The sequence below is a fragment of the Chryseobacterium lineare genome (assembly GCF_977014045.1).
Genome location: NZ_CDRNIQ010000001.1, coordinates 593006 through 611364 on the forward strand (window position 1 = coordinate 593006; position 18359 = coordinate 611364).

Annotated in this window: 19 protein-coding genes; 16 read left to right on the top strand and 3 right to left on the bottom strand. The window is 36.6% G+C overall.

Annotated features, from left to right (window positions below; genetic code table 11):
* The first annotated feature begins 14 nt into the window (after nt 1-14).
* From ACWNCI_RS02530 to gldG, 10 genes are all read left to right on the top strand, one after another.
* Nucleotides 15-923, top strand: coding sequence for an AEC family transporter (locus ACWNCI_RS02530; protein WP_449387062.1), 909 nt, complete (start codon nt 15-17; stop codon nt 921-923).
* Between the two features lie 257 nt (nt 924-1180).
* Nucleotides 1181-3628: a replication restart helicase PriA gene (priA, locus tag ACWNCI_RS02535; protein ID WP_449387063.1), complete on the top strand. Its 2448-nt coding sequence runs from the start codon at nt 1181-1183 to the stop codon at nt 3626-3628.
* A gap of 159 nt (nt 3629-3787) precedes the next feature.
* Nucleotides 3788-5260 (top strand): D-alanyl-D-alanine carboxypeptidase/D-alanyl-D-alanine endopeptidase, encoded by a 1473-nt coding sequence (dacB, locus tag ACWNCI_RS02540; RefSeq protein ID WP_449387064.1) that lies wholly within the window; start codon nt 3788-3790, stop codon nt 5258-5260.
* A gap of 85 nt (nt 5261-5345) precedes the next feature.
* Nucleotides 5346-7268: a M1 family aminopeptidase gene (locus tag ACWNCI_RS02545; protein ID WP_449387065.1), complete on the top strand. Its 1923-nt coding sequence runs from the start codon at nt 5346-5348 to the stop codon at nt 7266-7268.
* Between the two features lie 146 nt (nt 7269-7414).
* Nucleotides 7415-8320: a T9SS type A sorting domain-containing protein gene (locus ACWNCI_RS02550; RefSeq protein WP_449387066.1), complete on the top strand. Its 906-nt coding sequence runs from the start codon at nt 7415-7417 to the stop codon at nt 8318-8320.
* A 105-nt stretch (nt 8321-8425) separates the two neighbouring features.
* A complete protein-coding gene (kbl, locus tag ACWNCI_RS02555; protein WP_449387067.1) occupies nt 8426-9622 on the top strand; it encodes a glycine C-acetyltransferase in 1197 nt (398 codons plus the stop codon).
* Between the two features lie 71 nt (nt 9623-9693).
* Nucleotides 9694-10128, top strand: a complete 435-nt coding sequence (locus ACWNCI_RS02560; RefSeq protein ID WP_449387068.1) for a hypothetical protein — start codon at nt 9694-9696, stop codon at nt 10126-10128.
* Nucleotides 10129-10244: 116 nt separating this feature from the next.
* A complete protein-coding gene (locus tag ACWNCI_RS02565) occupies nt 10245-10865 on the top strand; it encodes a CopD family protein (RefSeq protein WP_449387069.1) in 621 nt (206 codons plus the stop codon).
* Nucleotides 10866-10872: 7 nt separating this feature from the next.
* Complete coding sequence (locus tag ACWNCI_RS02570) at nt 10873-11601, top strand: ABC transporter permease (protein ID WP_449387070.1); 729 nt, start codon at nt 10873-10875, stop codon at nt 11599-11601.
* Nucleotides 11602-11605: 4 nt separating this feature from the next.
* Nucleotides 11606-13276: a gliding motility-associated ABC transporter substrate-binding protein GldG gene (gene gldG, locus ACWNCI_RS02575; protein WP_449387071.1), complete on the top strand. Its 1671-nt coding sequence runs from the start codon at nt 11606-11608 to the stop codon at nt 13274-13276.
* A 43-nt stretch (nt 13277-13319) separates the two neighbouring features.
* Here the strand turns inward: gldG and ACWNCI_RS02580 are convergent, their stop codons facing one another.
* Genes ACWNCI_RS02580 through ACWNCI_RS02590 form a run of 3 tightly spaced genes read right to left on the bottom strand, consistent with a single transcriptional unit; the run spans nt 13320 to nt 14831 of the window.
* Entirely contained in the window at nt 13320-13637 is a 318-nt protein-coding gene (locus tag ACWNCI_RS02580) for a type II toxin-antitoxin system RelE/ParE family toxin (protein ID WP_449387072.1), read from the bottom strand.
* The gene (locus ACWNCI_RS02585; RefSeq protein WP_346985655.1) at nt 13628-13864 is read right to left on the bottom strand and encodes a hypothetical protein; all 237 of its coding nucleotides are present in this window, start codon (nt 13862-13864) and stop codon (nt 13628-13630) included. The genes ACWNCI_RS02580 and ACWNCI_RS02585 overlap by 10 nt, the downstream gene beginning before the upstream one ends.
* 52 nt (nt 13865-13916) lie before the next feature.
* Nucleotides 13917-14831 (bottom strand): helix-turn-helix domain-containing protein, encoded by a 915-nt coding sequence (locus ACWNCI_RS02590; protein WP_346985654.1) that lies wholly within the window; start codon nt 14829-14831, stop codon nt 13917-13919.
* A gap of 426 nt (nt 14832-15257) precedes the next feature.
* Here ACWNCI_RS02590 and ACWNCI_RS02595 point away from each other — a divergent pair, with 426 nt between their 5' ends.
* The 6 genes from ACWNCI_RS02595 to ACWNCI_RS02620 all read left to right on the top strand — a co-directional run bounded on the left by ACWNCI_RS02595 (nt 15258) and on the right by ACWNCI_RS02620 (nt 18255).
* Complete coding sequence (locus ACWNCI_RS02595; RefSeq protein WP_449387073.1) at nt 15258-15848, top strand: Crp/Fnr family transcriptional regulator; 591 nt, start codon at nt 15258-15260, stop codon at nt 15846-15848.
* Between the two features lie 75 nt (nt 15849-15923).
* A complete protein-coding gene (locus ACWNCI_RS02600) occupies nt 15924-16328 on the top strand; it encodes a VOC family protein (RefSeq protein WP_346985652.1) in 405 nt (134 codons plus the stop codon).
* Nucleotides 16329-16357: 29 nt separating this feature from the next.
* A complete protein-coding gene (locus ACWNCI_RS02605; RefSeq protein WP_449387074.1) occupies nt 16358-16882 on the top strand; it encodes a DinB family protein in 525 nt (174 codons plus the stop codon).
* 183 nt (nt 16883-17065) lie between these two features.
* Complete coding sequence (locus ACWNCI_RS02610; protein WP_449387075.1) at nt 17066-17497, top strand: VOC family protein; 432 nt, start codon at nt 17066-17068, stop codon at nt 17495-17497.
* Nucleotides 17498-17538: 41 nt separating this feature from the next.
* Nucleotides 17539-17952 (top strand): SRPBCC family protein, encoded by a 414-nt coding sequence (locus tag ACWNCI_RS02615; RefSeq protein ID WP_449387076.1) that lies wholly within the window; start codon nt 17539-17541, stop codon nt 17950-17952.
* 36 nt (nt 17953-17988) lie between these two features.
* Entirely contained in the window at nt 17989-18255 is a 267-nt protein-coding gene (locus ACWNCI_RS02620; RefSeq protein ID WP_449387077.1) for a hypothetical protein, read from the top strand.
* Nucleotides 18256-18359 lie beyond the last annotated feature (104 nt).

Sequence of the window (18359 nt, forward strand, 5' to 3'; positions counted from 1 at the left end):
CATAATTTCAAATTATGATAAATTTTGTTCTGATTGCGATTTGTATTGTAGCAGGAATGGTTCTAAAAGCAACAAAATCTATCCATCCGGATGCCCATAAAGGAATCAATACCTGGATTCTCTATCTGGCACTTCCCGCGGTATCTTTCAAATATCTTCCTTACATACACTGGACGGTCGAAATGCTTTTTCCTATTGTAGCGACTTTTCTGATATCGGTTTTTGGATTTCTGTTTATCATGTTTTACAGCAGAGCAAAAGGCTATTCCAGACGGTCGAGAAGTACGATGGAATTGATAAGCAGTTACAGCAATACCTCATTCATCGGTTTTCCGCTGGTCACTGCTTTTTATGGAGAGAGTTTACTGAGTATTGCAGTAATCTGCGATCAGACGATGTTTTTTGCACTGTCCACACTGGGAATTATTGCGGCTGTAAAAGGAGGAAGCACATCCGGAAAAGTGAGTGCGAAATTTATCCTGAAAAGGCTGATCACTTTTCCTCCGTTAATAGGTTGTGTTTCGGCATTAGTATTATCTCAGTTCATCGATTTCAGCTGGGCAGAACCGGTTTTTGATAAACTTGCGGCTACCGTAAGTCCGCTGGCGTTGTTTTCAGTGGGATTACAATTGAAATTCAACGGGTGGAAAAAGCTTATCCCCCAAATGTCTGTTTCAATGCTCTACAAACTCGTTCTGGCGCCGGCCATCACGCTTGGTTTTGCACTTTTAATAGGCATAAAAGGCGATATCGTCAGAATCACTATTTTTGAAGCAGCCATGCCTACCGTTCTTACCTCCAGCATTATCGCTGAGCAGTTCAGGTTAAATACAAAACTCACCAATCTCACGATAGGTTTCAGTATTATCATTGGACTTTTCACTTCTGCAATATGGTATGAAATTATTGAATATTTTTTCTAAATCAATATTACCATTACCAACTGCTCATTATTATATTTTTAGGAAGCTATGTTGGAATGAATCCAAGAGGTAAATTTTCATGTCTTCGCTTAGTGAAACGCCTTTGCGAACGAAAAATATCCAGTAAAAATATCAAAAAATTTGCGTTTCTCTGCGTTAAAAAAAATTGCTTAATCACTTTCATTCATCGTAATGACCTGATAAAAAAATTGCAGTTCACAAAAGAAAAAATTAATTTTACAGTTTAAATATTTCCCTTGAATTACGCCCAAATTGTTTTACCATTAAATTTAAAAGGATCTTTCACCTATAAAGTTCCTGAAGACCTGATTCCTCAGATCGAAGTTGGAATGCGCGTCCTGGTGCCCTTTGGAGGAAAGAAAATTTATACGGGAATCGTTTTTGAGCTTCACGATCTGGCTCCCGAAAATTTTGTAGCAAAAGAAGTCATCAGTATTCTTGATGAAAAACCCATTGTTCCGGAAGGGCAGATCAGATTCTGGAACTGGCTTTCAGACTATTATTTGTGCGGACTTGGAGAAATTTACCGTTTTGCTTTTCCGTCTTCCTTAAAGCTGGAAAGTGAAACTTATTTAAAGCTGAAACCCAATATTGCGGTTGATTTTGAAATTCTGGATGTCAATGAAATGTACCTTATCCAGGCTTTGGAAGTACGCCAGCTCATCAATTTAACGGATATTGAAGCTTTCATTCCGAAAAAAGATATTATAAAAACCATCAATTCGCTGATTGATCTTCAGTACATTGAGATCGATGAAAAAATCGCGGAAAAGTATAAGGCAAAAGAAGTGGCCTATGTTAAAATTAATGATGAGGTTTTAAAGAATCAACATTTAACTGAAATACTTTTACAATTAAGCAGAGCCAAAAAGCAGAAAGATCTTTTCTTACATATTCTCGAAAAGCAGACCGAGCATCCGGATATTCTCATTAAAAAATCAGAACTTTTTGAAGATGGTTATTTTGGAAGTTCTCATTTTAAAGCTTTGTTGGATAAAAATCTTGTTGAAGAATATTATGTTCAGAAAGACCGCCTTCAAAGCTACGAAGGAGAAATTGAAGAGATTGAGGAACTTTCCGAAGCACAGAAAGCGGCAAAAGAAGAGATTGATGAAGCCTTTGAAGAAGGAAAAAATGTGCTGCTGCATGGAGTGACTTCTTCTGGAAAAACTCATATTTATTTAGAGAAAATAGAAGAGTGCATTAACGAAGGAAGAAACGTACTGTTTTTACTTCCGGAAATTTCTCTGACCAAACAAATCACCCAACGATTAGAAAAGAAATACGGACGAAAGCTTGGTTTTTATCATCAGAAATTAACTGATTTTGAAAGGGTTGAAGTGTGGAGGAGAATCAGGCAAAATGATATCAGCATCCTTGTCGGAACAAGAAATGCTTTGTTTTTACCGTTTCAGAATCTGGGGCTGATCGTGGTTGATGAGGAACATGACTCGGCGTACAGGCCGCGTGAAGTTTCACCTTATTTTAATGCGAAAGATGCAGCACTTGTTCTTGGGAGTTTTTATGGGGCTAACGTCATTTTAGGTTCTGCGACGCCTTCTGTCGAAAGTTATTACAATGCAAGGAAAGATAAAATGGCCTATGTTTTTCTTGAAGAACGTTTCGGGAATGTCAATCTTCCGGAATACGAACTAATCAATTTTAAGGAAGCTCAGGATTCCAAAAAAGTTTCCGGAAATTTTTCTTTACAAGTAATCGATGAAATTAAAAAAGTTTTAGAAGATAAAAATCAGGTTATTGTTCTTCACAATCGCCGTGGTTATGCCAATGTTGTAGAATGTGAAACCTGCGGATATGTGAATTACTGTTCCAATTGTGATGTAGTGATGACGTATCATAAGGCTGCCAATGAAATGAAATGCCATTACTGTGGTCAAAGAGCTTCCAAACCGAAAACCTGTCCGAAATGTTATTCCGAAAATTTGAATGAACGGGGCGTAGGCGTAGAGCAGATCCATGAAGAGGTTTCAAAATTATTTCCTGATCATGAAGTTGATCGGATGGATGTCGATTCGATGAGAAAGAAATTTGCCTACGAAAGATTATATGAAAAAATAGAAGATCGTGAAACCGATATTGTTGTAGGAACTCAGATGATTTCCAAAGGACTGGATTTTAACCATATCGAGCTTGTTGCTATCCCGAAAGCAGATTCTTTGCTGTATGTTCAGGATTTCAGGGCGGAAGAACGTGCATATCAGCTGATTACACAGGTTTCCGGAAGAGCGGGAAGAGTGTCGGGAAAAGGGAAAATTATTATTCAGACTTATAATCCGGATCATTCTGTTTTTCAATTGATTAAAATAAATAATCCAGCAAAAATTTATAAATACATTTTAACGGAACGTCAGAAATTTCATTATCCGCCATTTACAAAGCTTATCATGATCGAGCTTAAACACAGAAAAGAAGATAAAACAAGCAGGGCTTCGCAGTTTCTGGGATCTATTCTAAGAAAATATCTTCCCGAAGACTGTGTTTTGGGTCCTGAAAAATCTCCGATTAGCCGGTTAAACAATCTCTATCAGTTTCAGATTATGCTTAAGCTTCCAAGAGGAAAAAAATATGATGAATACAAAAAACTGGTGTTAGCAAGTCTGAGAGAATTTGACGAAATTACTGCATACCAAAGCATTAAAAAAGATGTTTTTGTAGATTTTTAACAAATTTTAACAAATTTTATAGGGTTTTATAAGAAGCCTTAACACTAACTTTTAGCAATATTTTCTACATTTGATCGTTGATTATATGTTTGGGAGTTTAATTTTCAATTTAACCCATTGATTTTTAATTTATCCAAACTGTAGCAAAATGAAAAATAGATGGTAAATTTCAGAAAGTATATTTCAAGTGTTGCGGTGTTGGCCTCAGGATTTTTTCTTGCCCAGTCTACCGTTTCTACAGTTCTGTATTCTCCGGCTTATGACAATTCGAACAGTGGTTTAAACTTACCCTCCCCGATAACATCGATGGTGGAAAAAGCAGTTCTGTCGCCCAAAGAGCTTGTAGATATTAATGTAAACACAATGATGACCGATCCGGTGCTGAAAAATGCAACCTGGGGATTCGTAGTGTACGACCCGAAAACGAAGAAAGTAATCTCTTCGTATAATGAAAATACGCCTTTAGTTCCTGCTTCCACGACAAAATTACTCACCACCGAAACAGCAATGAGCATGCTGGGTGAAAATTACCGTTGGAATACGCAGTTAGAATACTCAGGAAGTGTTGATGAGAATGGAGTTCTGAACGGAAATCTTTATATCATTGGAAGTGGTGATCCGTCTTTAGGGACCAATAAAGGAGGCGCATGGACATATAAAGAAATTGTTTCAGATTTTAAAGAAGGTCTTTCCCGTGAAGGAATCAAAAAGGTAAATGGTGATATTATCATCCAGACAGCGCTTTTCAAAGGCAATATTTCAAGGCTTCCGGAAAATGTTGTTTGGCTGGAGAACAATAATTATTATCTGCCTGTCGGTACTACCCGCGAGATCAATCCGGCAAATGAAAAGCTGATCGTTAAAAAAACAAGCAATTTCTCTACAGAAAAAAAGTTCTTCTACGTTTCTCCTTACAACCATCAGATGGTATATGCTGATAAGTACGAAGGGGATCCAATTTTGACCACAAAGTTACCCGACGCTCCGGCTTATCTTGCCAATACCTTCAGAACAACATTGGTGAAAACAGGAATTCCGGTTACCGGAAAAGTAACTCCAAAAATGACAGATGCCAATCCTGAAGGCAGAAAGCTGATTTCAACCTATAAATCTCCTACTTTAAGCGATATCATTTATTATACCAATCAGCACAGTGATAATGGTCTGGCTGAAGCGCTTTTAAAAACAGTAGGATTTCAGAGTTTAGGAGATCAGACAACTGAGTCAGGAAGAAAAGTTGTAACGGAACACCTTAAAAATGAGGGTTTTGATATGATCGGTTTAAATTATATCGACGGTAGCGGACTTTCAAGAAGTAATAACGTAACGCCGATTGCTCAGGCAAAGTTTTTAACATCCTTAATGGATGAAAAATTTTATAAAACATATCTGAATTCTTTGCCGGTTGGAGGTCAGTCAGGAACATTGAAAAGAATGTTTAACGGCCTTGGAAACGGACAGGTTTTTGCAAAAACAGGAACTTTAAATAAAGTAAAAACTTTGGCAGGATACATGAAAACCAACACTGGGAAAACTTTAGTTTTCTCTTTGATGGTCAACAATTACGCAGGATCGGTAGATATGGTTAAGAAGAGAATGGAGAAAATTCTTGAACCTGCTTTAGATTTATAGAATTATTAAAATTTAATTAAGATATAAACCTTTTGATCAATGATTGAAAGGTTTTTTTATATCTTTGACATAATTTTTGTTACATATGAGAAAATTTTATTTTTTGCTTTTGAGTGTACTTGCATTTCAGCATTCTTACGCTCAAAACGATAATGTTGAAAAGAAAGGCTTGATTGCCAAAGAAATGAAGTCATTTGCCAATAAAATGGCTGTGGGAAATACCAACCCTAACACTCTTAATTATGATCTGCAATATCAGAGAATGGATGTTTCTATAGATCCTGCTGTTTATAATATTTCCGGATCTGTGACCTCTCATTTTAAGCCGAACCAGAATATGAATAGTATTTATTTTGATCTGGATGATGAGATGACGGTTTCGCAAGTTGTTTATCACGGGAATAGTCTCAATTTTCAACAACTGAGTACCAAAGAGGTAAGAATTGATTTTGCTTCTTCAATTGCGGCCAATGTTTTGGACTCTCTTACCATCAATTATTCAGGGCAGCCGACTGCAGCAAATAATGCATTTTTTAACGGAACTCAAAGCGGAACAGCTGTTTTATCAACGCTGAGCGAACCCTATGGTGCTCAGGACTGGTTTCCGACCAAGCAGAGCTTAAATGATAAAATTGAAAGATTTGATATAAAAGTTACTACACCTTCTCAGTACAATGTTGCTGCCAACGGAAAATTAATGTCTGAAACAGTTCTTGGAAACGGACAAAAACGAACATTCTGGAGAACAGAATATCCTACGGCTGCGTATCTCATTGCTCTTTCAGTGACCAATTTCGTTAAACTGAACGATACGATGGGAAATCCACCTTTTCCTTTTATAAACTATGTTTTTCCTTCAACAGCATCTAATACCACCAATATGAGTAATATAAACTGGACCAAAACGGTGATGGATACTTTTGAAACCTATTTCGGGCCTTATCCTTTCCGGAATGAAAAATACGGACACATGGAGTTTCAGGCCGGCGGCGGAATGGAGCACCAGACTATGTCTTCTTTGGGATCATGGGGCAGAGGGCTTATTGCTCACGAACTTGCCCATCAGTGGTTTGGTGATAAAGTAACCTGTGGTGCCTGGAATGACATCTGGCTCAATGAAGGTTTTGCAACATTCGGGGAGCATTTAGCCAATGAAAAGCTTTTGATGACGAATAATGAGTTTAGAAATTATCTTTTAGGCCAAAAAGATTACATTACAAGTTCACCGGGCGGAAGTGTATATGTGGCAGATGCTAATTTAGGAAGTGTCGGAATGATATTTAGTGGGAGATTATCTTATGCCAAAGGAGCGTATGTATTAAGAATGCTAAAATGGATTTTGGGAGATACAGCTTTTTATCAGGCTATTAAAGAATATCATGCAAGACCCGCGCTGGCATATAATTATGTGAGAACGCAGGATTTTAATGCTTCTTTATTAACTTCCACAGGTCAGGATTTTACAGAGTTTTTTAATGACTGGATCTACGGACAAGGGTATCCTACCTACGACATCCGCTGGAAACAAACTGGAAATACATTGACATTTAAGGCTTCTCAAATTCAAAGCAGTCCAACAGTAAGCTTTTTTGAATTGCCTTTGCCGATAAAAGTAAACGGAACCGCAGGACAGGTTGCTTATTTTGCATTAAATAATACTTCGAATAATCAGTATTTCACCCAAACCGTCAATTTTCCGGTGGCAAGTGTGGAATTTAATTATGATTATCAGATTGTTGAGAAAAGTTCTACCGTTACTCAGGATAGCAGTTTGGGAACGGGCGATGTCAATAAGGACGAATTTGCATTATATCCGAATCCTGCCAAAAGTGAAATACATCTTAAAGGAGTTAATAAGGCAACAGATTTCACAATTTATTTTATAGATGGAAAGCTTGTAAAAAAAGGAACTTACCAGCCGGAAAAATCAATCAGTATTTCAGAATTGGTTCCGGGGACTTACATTTTCAAAATTAATGATAAGAATGTGAAGTTTTTAAAGAAATAAATCTTTAAAATCTAATGTAACTTCAAAAACCTTTAGAATTTCTGAAGGTTTTTTTATTATTGTTTTAAATTAATCAAAAAAAAATGATATTTGTCTGGAGTTTTAAATTATTTTTTCATAACTTGTTCATTACTAATTACATTATTATGAAAAAAGTTCTATTTTCTCTAGGGACATTTATGTCATTGAGTGTACTGTCGGTCAGTGCACAAACTTCAAAAATTTCATTTGAAGCGTCGGAAGGTTATACTGTCGGAAATCTTGGCGGTCAACAGGGTTGGACAGCTTGGGGAGGTATTCCTATTACTAATCCTACAGTGGCTGCTTCCAATGCAACGGATGGAGTAAACTCATTTACGATGTTAAGTGAAGGCGACGTTTTAAGCTCTTGCGGTATTGAAAAAAATATTTCCAGCCTGGTTACGGCAAGTAATGATGTTGAAATTTCCTTTGACTACAGATTTGACGGTCTGGATGGTTCAGATTATGAAATTGCTGTTTATAATGATAATGTAGATTATTATTATACCGCCGCATTACGCATCGATTATGAAACCGGTACAATGGCCTACAGAACTGCAACTGCATTTGTTGATGGTCCTGTATTAAATCCTAATCAATGGTATAATATTAAAATAGGAATTAAAAAATCTACCAATATATTACAGTATTGGGTGAATGGAACTCAGGTTTACAGCGGAGCGTTGGGTACTTATAAAAATGCACATACAATTGACTTTGTCTATGATGATTTCGGAACAGGATTTAAGGTTGATAATGTTCTTGTAGCTAATGTCAGCTCGCTCGCTACGGGTGAAGTCTCCAAAAAAGAAAATATCACTATTTCCCCAAATCCGGTAACTGATATATTGAATATTGAAACTGATGCCAAAATTGTTTCCGTTTCCGTTTTTGATACAAAAGGAAGTTTGGTAAAAACCATTTCAAATGCTGGTAAAACAGTTAATGTATCTGAACTGAGTACAGGAAATTACCTCATTAAAGTAAAAACCGACAAATCTGAATTTACTAAAAAAATCATTAAGAAATAAGATCTTCAGATCTTTCCCACTTAAGATTATATAAATAAGAAAGCTGTTTCATCCTTGTGAAACGGCTTTTTTTATTAAATTAGCGAATCTTAAAAATTATAAGAAATGATCTCTGAAAAATATCTTGAAAATCTACAGAACGAACTGCAAAACATTGAAAAAGAAGGGCTTTATAAAAGAGAAAGAATCATTACTTCTCAGCAAAGTGCGGAAATAGAAGCGAATGGAAAAAAACTGCTAAATTTTTGTGCTAATAATTATCTGGGATTATCTAATAATCAGGAAGTGATGAAAGCTTCTCAGGATATGATAGAATCCCATGGGTATGGGATGTCTTCGGTTCGTTTCATCTGCGGAACTCAGGATATTCACAAGCAACTGGAGCAGAAAATCGCTGACTTTTTGGGTCTTGAAGATACTATTTTGTATGCTGCCTGTTTTGATGCCAACGGTGGTGTTTTTGAACCATTATTTACAGAAGAAGATGCAATTATTTCCGATGAATTGAACCATGCTTCCATTATCGATGGGGTACGTCTTTGTAAGGCGGCGAGATACCGTTATAAAAATAACAATATGGAAGATCTTGAAGCGCAGTTAATTGCTGCTTCTGAAAAAAATCACCGTTTCAAAATTATTGTTACTGATGGTGTATTTTCTATGGATGGAATTGTTGCAGACCTGAAAGGCGTTTGTGATCTGGCAGATAAATATGATGCATTGGTAATGGTTGACGATTCTCATGCGACAGGTTTCATAGGAAAAACAGGCCGTGGAACGCATGAAGCAAACGATGTAATGGGTAGAGTAGATATTATTACTTCTACATTAGGTAAAGCTTTAGGTGGTGCTTTGGGAGGATTTACTTCCGGGAAAAAAGAGATCATCGACATGTTGAGACAGCGTTCCAGACCTTATTTATTCTCAAACTCACTGGCTCCCGGAATTGTTGGTGCAGCGTTGAAAGTTTTGGATATGATTTCTGAAGATACTTCTCTTCGTGATAAAGTCATGGAAAATGCAGAATATTTCAGAACGGAGATGAAAGCCAGAGGTTTTGATATTCCTGATGGTGATGCGGCGATCGTTCCGGTAATGTTGTATGATGCTCCTTTAGCTCAGAAAATGGCAGAAAAACTGATGGATGAAGGAATTTACGTAATCGGGTTCTTCTATCCGGTTGTGCCGAAAGGAAAAGCGAGAATCAGAGTTCAGCTTTCCGCAGCTCATACGAGAGAACATCTGGATAAAGCGATTACTGCTTTTGAAAAAGTAGGAAAAGAATTAGCGGTGATTTCTTAAAATAAAAAATAGCTCTACGTTTGTAGAATTAAAAACAGAATTTCTTATATTTACAGAAATTCTGTTTTTTTATGCAAAAATTATCCTTTTTACTGATCTTTTTGGTGTTTGTTTCCTGTAAAACAAAGATGAATCAGTATGTTAAAGATGAAAAGAAAGTAAGCAAACGAGACGGCAAATGGAAAGAAGAATATTCTTCAGATGAGGGGACACTAAACGCTATCGGAAAATATAGAATGGGAGAAAAAGTGGGCGTGTGGAAGATGACTTTAAATGGCCATAAATATCAAAAAGATGTTATCAGAAAAGGAATTACCAAAACCAAAAGATATTTTCCAAACGGAAAACTGATGGAAAGAGGTCAGTCTAAAATAGATATTTCTGAAAATGAACGCCATTGGTATTACTTCGGTGACTGGAAATATTATGATGAAAAAGGAAATCTTCGTTACATAAAAAAATATGCAGATGGTAAAAAGGTGGATAGTATCTCATTCGAAAAATAATATGCTCAAACTTCTTAGTATAAAATAATGAACATAACAGAATAAAAGCAATATTTATTCTGTTTTCTATCAAATATTTTTGTCATTAACATTATATTTGCCATTATTTTTTTTAAATGCTTTACACTATAATAAAAGCACTGCACATTATCTTTATGGTAAGTTATTTTGCAGGAATTTTTTATCTCGTAAGAATTTTTGTGTACTATAAAGACACCGACGAATTTGCAGAAGATAAAAAGAAAATCTTAAGGGAGCAATATACTTTCATGGCACGAAGGCTTTGGAATATTATTACCGTTCCCGCCGGCGTGATCATGACGGTGTGCGGATTAATCATGATTTTTTTGAATACAGGATTGATGAAAATACCCTGGTTTCATTTAAAACTGACGTTCCTTGTAGGCTTAGCGATCTATCATTACTGGTGCTGGAAGAAAGTTTTAAGGCTAAAAGAATTAAACGGGAATACTCTCGAAACAGCCAATATCAAATTAAGACAGGCTAATGAAATCGCTACTTTTATTTTATTCCTGGTGGTATTTACCGTGATTCTCAAATCTCAGGTTATTGAATACTGGTGGCAATTAATCTCAGGATTTTTCGTTCTGGTATTTTTAATTATGATGACCGTAAAACTGGTTAATAAAAAAAGAAAAAATAAAGGCTTTAGGCTACAGGCAATAAGCGATAAGCTTTTGCCTACTGCTTATAGCATATTGCTTACTGCAAATTAAAAAAACTATGATTGCAATTTTAAAAAAAGAACTTTGGAGTTATTTCGGAAACTGGAGTGCGTGGGTGATTATCGCGGCTTTCAGTCTGATCGCGACGCTGTTTCTGTTTTTTTTCGACAACGATTCTAATATCTTTGAAATCGGGATGGCTTCTTTACAGAGTTATTTCGTTTTGGTACCGTGGTTATTGATGTTTATCATTCCGGCACTTTCCATGAAGACTTTTGCGGAAGAACAGCAGACGGGAACGTTGAATTGGCTATTTTCCCAACCTTTGAAAGTTTCGGATCTGGTATTCGGGAAATTTCTTTCTGTGTGGATTGTTGGAATTTTATGTTTAATTCCATCGTTGATTTACCTGTACACCGTCTATGTTTTGGGTGTTCCTGAAGGAAATATTGATTTAGGAATGACCTTCGGAAGTTATATTGGGTTAATTATTTTAATTGCAGCATTTTCAGGGGTGGGAATTTTAGCATCCTCGCTTTCACAGAATCAGATTATGGCTTATCTGCTGGGTGTTTTCATGTGTTTCATCATGTATTTCGGAATTGAACAATTAGCAAGCTATAAACTGTTGGGAGGTGCCGATTTTATTTTGCAGAATATCGGTTTTTACCAGCATTTTTTAGGTTTTACAAGAGGTCTTATTGATTTTAAGGATGTTGCCTATTTTGCTTTAATTATCGGTATTACATTAGTTTTATCCAATCATTTTATAAATAAAAAGAAGTAGAATTATGAAGAAGATACAATTTAAGTCTCCATTAGGAATTTTACTTTTTGTGATATTGCCATTAGTCATTATTCTTGCAATTTCAGGAATCAGATTGGATTTAACCAAAGAAAAAAGATACACCCTTTCTGAAAATACAATTAAAGTTCTCGAATCTGTCCATAAACCTTTAACGGTTGATGTCTATCTGGAAGGTGATTTTCCGGCAAGCTTCAAGCAGCTTCAGAGCGAAACGAAATTCATGCTGGAAGAATTCAGAAAAATTAATCCGCAAATCGATTTTAAATTTATCGACCCTATCAAAACCAAAATATCTAAAGACACATTGATGGCGATGGGTATGCAGCCTTCCATGCTTCCGGATATCAAAGACGGGAAAGTCTCGCAGATCATGCTTTTCCCTTATGCGGTGGTGAAGTACGATAAAAGAGGAGTTTCCATTCCTTTGGTGGTACAGCAGACGGGAATTGATGCTGACCAGCAGTTGACAAAATCAATTGAAAACTTAGAATATAATCTTGTTTCAAACATTAAAAATATTGCAGCAAGCAAAAGAAAGAAAATAGGAATTCTGGTGAATCAGGATGAATTGAATCCAAGAGAATTTCAGGGGTTCATGCAATTGGCAACCGAAAGTTATGATGCAGGACCTATTATTCCTAAAAATCAGACTGAACTTAGCCTGGCTGACGTCCCAATGCTGAAGCAAATGAGTGCTTTGGTGATTGCAAAACCAAGAAAAGCCTTCACCGACGGTGAAAAAGTTATTCTTGATCAATACATCATGAACGGTGGGAAAACGTTGTGGATGATCGATGCCGTAAACGCAGAAATGGATACGCTGATGAGATCGCAGAAAGTAATGCCTTTCCCTGTAGATATCAATATGACGGACTTTTTCTTCAATTACGGAATCAGGATCAATCCGGCGTTGGTGAAGGATGTGAAGAAATTTGCCTTGTTGAGATTAGTTACCGGAGAAGTAAGCGGAAATCCTCAGTACACCAGTCTTCCGTGGCCGTATTTCCCGTTAGGAATTGCCGAAAATAACAATCCGATTACCAAAAATATCAATCCTGTAAAATTTGAATTCCCGACTTCCATCGATACATTGGGCGGAAGAAAAAATATTAAAACCAATGTTCTTTTTGAATCGAGTGAAAGAACTTTATTAAAGCAGGTTCCCAACTATGTCGATTTAAAAGAAATTTCCAGTGTCGACAGCCTTGGGCAAATGGAAAAACCAAGCACTCCGAAAATTTATGCCGTGGCTTTGGAAGGGAAATTTAATTCTGCCTATGCTTCAAGGATTGAAAGAAAATCGTACCCGAATTTTAAAACTTCAAGTCCTGAAAATAAAATGATCGTCATTGCCGACGGAGACGTAGGAAGAAACAAAGTGTTGAAAGGAGAAGCACTGCCTTTAGGGGTAGATCTCCTGACCAACGAACAGTTTGGAAACGAACAGTTCCTGAGAAATGGATTAGACTATCTTCTCGATGACAGCAATCTTATGGAGCTGAGAAACCGAAACATCGAAGAAAGGCTTCTTGACCGGCAAAGAATAACCGAAGAGAAAAGCAACTGGCAATGGTTCAATTTGCTGCTGCCATTAGCCATTATCGGACTTTTAGGAGGATTATTCTTCTGGTTGAGGAAGAAGAAGTTTGGATAAAATAAAAAAAGAGAAGCCCAAAACTTCTCTTTTTTGTTTATTATTATTGTCTTTCTTCTATTTTAATAGGATTTTGTCTTGCGTCAAAAACATCAGTAATTTCAATTCGGTTTTTTTCTTGATTAAACCAATAAATGATTTTATAATTTTTATAAACCAAATATCTGAAGTTTTCTTTTCTGGATAAGAGCAATTCTTCTTTTTGTCCTATTTCTTTTTGAAAATCAAGAGTATTGACTTTATTTACAATTCCAACAACAAGCTTGTTTGCAACTTTCAGGCTGGCTTTTAGTTTATAATAATCAAAAATATTTCTTAGTTGTTTCTTTCCAAAATTTGTCCAGAATATTTTTACTGCCATTGTTTTATTTCTGAAAGTAGATCATTAGACTCAATAATTCTGTCGTTTTTTGAATCTTCTAATGATTGATCAATTCGTTTATTTAGCTCTTCAATTGAAAAAGGTCTGGTATGATCCTCCTTTTCTAATTTTGATAAAATATATTCTTCGATTTTCTCAAAGAAACTCTCATCCTGAAGCTGAGCCAAATATGTGATTAAGTTTAATTTTCTTGTTTGAATATCCATAACTGATATATTTAAATCAAAAGTACAAATTAATTTTTAAAGCTTACACATTTCAATTAAACGCCCTCCTAAACTCCCCCGGCGACTGCTTCACCTTCTGCTTAAACAACTTACTGAAAGACTGCGGATGCTCAAAACCAAGCTCATAAGCAATTTCACTTACTGAAAGATTGGTCGTGCTCAGACGTTCTTTAGCGTGATCGATCAGCTTATTCTGGATGTGCTGCTGTGTATTTTGCTGCGTGTGAATGCGAAGTAAGCTTCCCAGATAATTAGGGGAAATATTCAGTTGCTCGGCGATGGATTTCACAGAAGGAATTCCTTTTTCCAGCAGGTTTCCGTTGTTGAAATGCTGTGAAAGAACATCTTCAAACTTCTCCAGCAATTCGTGGCTGGATTTTTTGCGGGTAAAGAACTGACGTTCATAAAATCGCTCGGCATAGATCAGGAACAGTTCAAGCTGGGCAACAATCAATTCCTGAGTGAATTTATCAATATTGTTCTGGTATTCTTTTTCAATGTTTTTAAAAAGATCAACAATAATTTTTTCTTCCTTATCCGAAAGAAAAAGCGCTTCATTGATCTGGTAACTGAAAAATTCATACGACTTTATTTTCTTGATAAGCGAAGTTCCCCAAAGGAAATCCGGGTGGATGAGCAGCAGATATCCCGTCGGTTCCACTTCCACATCAGGTTTCATTTCAAGACTCAGAAACTGAAGTGGCGAGACAAAGCACAAAACCCCGGAATCAAAATCATATTCCTGCTGGCCATAATTGAATTTAGCACTGACATTCCGTTTCAGTCCGACCGAATAGAAATTCTGGATCCACTTAATCTCCGTATCATTCACAGGATATTTTACTTTGCTGTAATCAATAAGGCTGATTAGCGGATGTTCCGGGTTGGGAAGGTTACAGAACGCATGAAATTCTGAAATTGAATTAAATCTAAAGGTCTGTTTCATAACGCTAAATTATTAATTATTTTCAATGGTTGAGCATCAGGAATTTATATATTTACCTCTTTGTGCATTTTGCTAAATTTTGGTATTGAATTCGTCAATTCGAGTGTTTTTTCGTAACAAGGTGAAGAAAAAATGTATCGAGAATGAAATTTATCCTCAAACTCACAAACTTCTCGATATGATTTTTTCAAAATCTACTCGAAGTGACGAGAATGAATCAAAATGTACAATGGGTTTATCTTAAACCTATTTGAAAAAGTTTCAACCTCACGGTTAGTATTAGTGGTGTCATCCTGAGCCTGCCGAAGGATCTCGTTACAAACTCTATTATTACAAGGAGTTCTGTAACTGTTTCAACAAAATATAAAATTATCTTCACCATTTCCCATAAAAATTCTATTTTTAAACCACTAAAAACATTGCCTGATGATCAGTAAAGCCCTGGAAATCTGTTACGAATTTCCGTTTTTCCTGTCCGAAGAACTGGAAGAAATATACAATGCGCACGAAAAGGTTACTTTCCACAAAGGAGATTTTATCCTGAAAGAAGGAAAGACCGCCAATGAGTATTATATCATGGAAAAAGGTCTTGCCCGGTCATTTGTCAATGATTTTAACGGAAATGATGTGACAATCAATTTTTTCGTAGATAATGAAATCATCATTGAAGTTTCATCCCTTTTTCAGCGAATTCCCACACAGGAAAATATTGTCTGTATTACCGACTGTGAGTGCTGGAAAATGGATTTCGATACCTTTCAGGAACTGTTTCACAAAATCCCGAATCTCAGGGAATGGGGAAGGGCATGGATGTCCCAGCAGCTTTTCATCGGAAAACAGCGCTCTGTTGAGATGTTCACCCTTTCTGCGACCAAACGGTATCTCAATCTTCTGGAGCAGAAACCTTACGTCATACAATTTGCGCCGCTAAAGCAGATTGCTTCCTATCTTGGTGTTACAGATACTTCCTTGAGCCGCATCCGTAAAGAGCTTGTCTCACATCCCAGGAAAATTTAAATCTTGTCTTATGGCAAGTTGACTTTCACTGTAACTCGGTAATTTTGGTTAAAGCTTAACATAAAAAATTACAGTATGAAAGTCAATCAAATTTACGTTAATCTTCCGGTAAAAGATATTCAGAAAACAAAAGAATTCTGGACGAATCTGGGATTTTCCATCAATGAGCAAATTTCTGATGAAAGAGCAGTTTGCATCATCATGAGTGACCATATTTCTGTCATGTTTCTCACAGAAGAATTTTTCGAAACCTTTTCTGAAAGGCCGGTCCCGAAAGGCGATACAACGCAGGTTTTGGTAGCCATTGGCTTAGACAGCCGCGAAGAAGTCGACCAGGTAGTAAACGCCGCGGTTGCCAACGGAGCGACACAGCACGAAGAACCCCAGGATCATGGATGGATGTATCAGAATTCTTTCTGGGATATCAATGGTCATGGCTGGAATGTCATCTTTGCAGACCCTTCTCAGATTCCTTCATAATCTTATTTCAACTTTAAACTCTAAAAGTTATGGACACACCAACATCAAATAAACTGGACATTATTATTCCTGCATTTCGTGGTCACAGCCAAAATTTCCTGATGGTTCTTGATGGAATTTCAGAGGAAGATGCTTTAAAAAGAATTGAAGGCAGAACCAATCATATCATCTGGATGGCCGGAAATTTTCTTGATATGCGGTACGCATTAGGGAGCGTTCTCGGGGTTCAGGAAGAATTTGAATTCAAAGATTTTTTCTTTCAGGGAAAAGCGTTGGATGAAAATTTTAAATATCCCTCTTTACAACAGCTGAAAGATGCTTTCCACAAAATTTCACCACTCGTTTATCAGAAATTGCTGGAAGTATCGGACGAAAATCTGGACCAGGCTTTTCCGATGGGAATGAACATCGATTTCTTTCCGGAAACCGTTCTGAATTTTGTCGGAATGTGCATTGGGCGCGAAGATTACCTTTGTGGACAAATCGGATTAATGCGACGAATACTAGGTTACGAAGGAATGAAATATGACTTTGATAAAGATCTGAAATATTAAATCAACCCGGTTGAAAAGGACATCGGGCGTCAACTACTTTGTCCTTCGTACTAGGGACCGTGTGTCCTCCGCCCGAGAGGTGGTGTACGGACAGTACGATAGAGGGAACGTTGACAGACAGCTCCCGATATATAAAAGAAAATCGGGTATCATTCAAAATAACATCAATTAAAATAAAAAATCATGGCTAAATTAAATTCTTATTTAAACTTTGATGGTAAAGCTGAAGAAGCTTTCAACTTTTACAAATCTGTTTTCGGCGGCGAATTTGTCGGGGAAATCTACAGAATGGGAAATGCTCCCGGAACTGAAAACTTATCCGAAGAAGAAAAAAACAGGGTGATGCATATTGCGCTTCCTGTAGGTAATGATCTTCTCATGGCTTCCGATATTGTCCCAAGTTTCGGTCAGAGTCTTACTTTAGGAAACAGTAATTATGTTTCAATTTTCCCGGAATCAAGAGAGGAGGCCGACAGGTTTTTCAAAGGACTTTCAGAAGGCGGTCAGGTAGAAATGCCGATTGAAGATCAGTTCTGGGGCGATTATTTTGGAAGTTTTCAGGATAAATATGGCATTTATTGGATGGTGAATTATAACGAGGAATATGTAAAATAGCTTATCTTTAGGTTGTTTTTTAACACCAAATATAAAATTATATGGAACCTATCAAAATTGATATTACGATTCTGTCGCCTGTTGACAAAGTGTGGGATTATTTTAACGGTCCGGAACATATTACCCAATGGAACTTTGCCAGCGATACCTGGGAATGCCCCTCTGCTGAAGTAGATTTAAAGCCGGGAGGAAGATTTAAAACCAGAATGCAGGCTAAAGATGGAAGTTTCGGATTTGATTTTATCGGAATTTATGATGAAATAATTCCTGAAAGAAGTATCACCTATCATACCGAAGACAACAGGAAAGTACAGGTAATGTTTGATAAAATAGATGAAAACACCACAAAAGTAACAGAGATTTTCGATCCTGAAAAGCAAAATCCTGTGGAAATGCAGAGGGATGGCTGGTATGCTATTTTGAATAATTTTCATAAATATGTAGAAAACAATTAATTATTTTCTTTCAGCATCATGATCAATTTAGTAATAATGGCAAAATGCTTAAGTTCCATTTGCGCTGTGAGTCATGCTGCGCATGGGAATTTCCTGCAGGGTATTATTCCCTTACCGGCCAGAAGAACTCTTGAAAAAGAAAAAATCGATTCCCTGGAAAAACTGTCGGATTATTCTGAAAAAGAAATCCTTCAGATGCACGGTTTTAGTAAAAATGCAGTGCAAAAACTGAAAGTTTACATGATGGAAAATGATATTTATTTTAAAAATAATGAAAGCCGGCTACCGTTAAATAATAATTAAATGACATTCAGGTAATCTTTACAAAACTATCGGGCCACTATCATTTGCTGAGTAAAACGCCCTTGCGAACGAAAAATCAGCTGTTTAGATATCAAATAAAATCC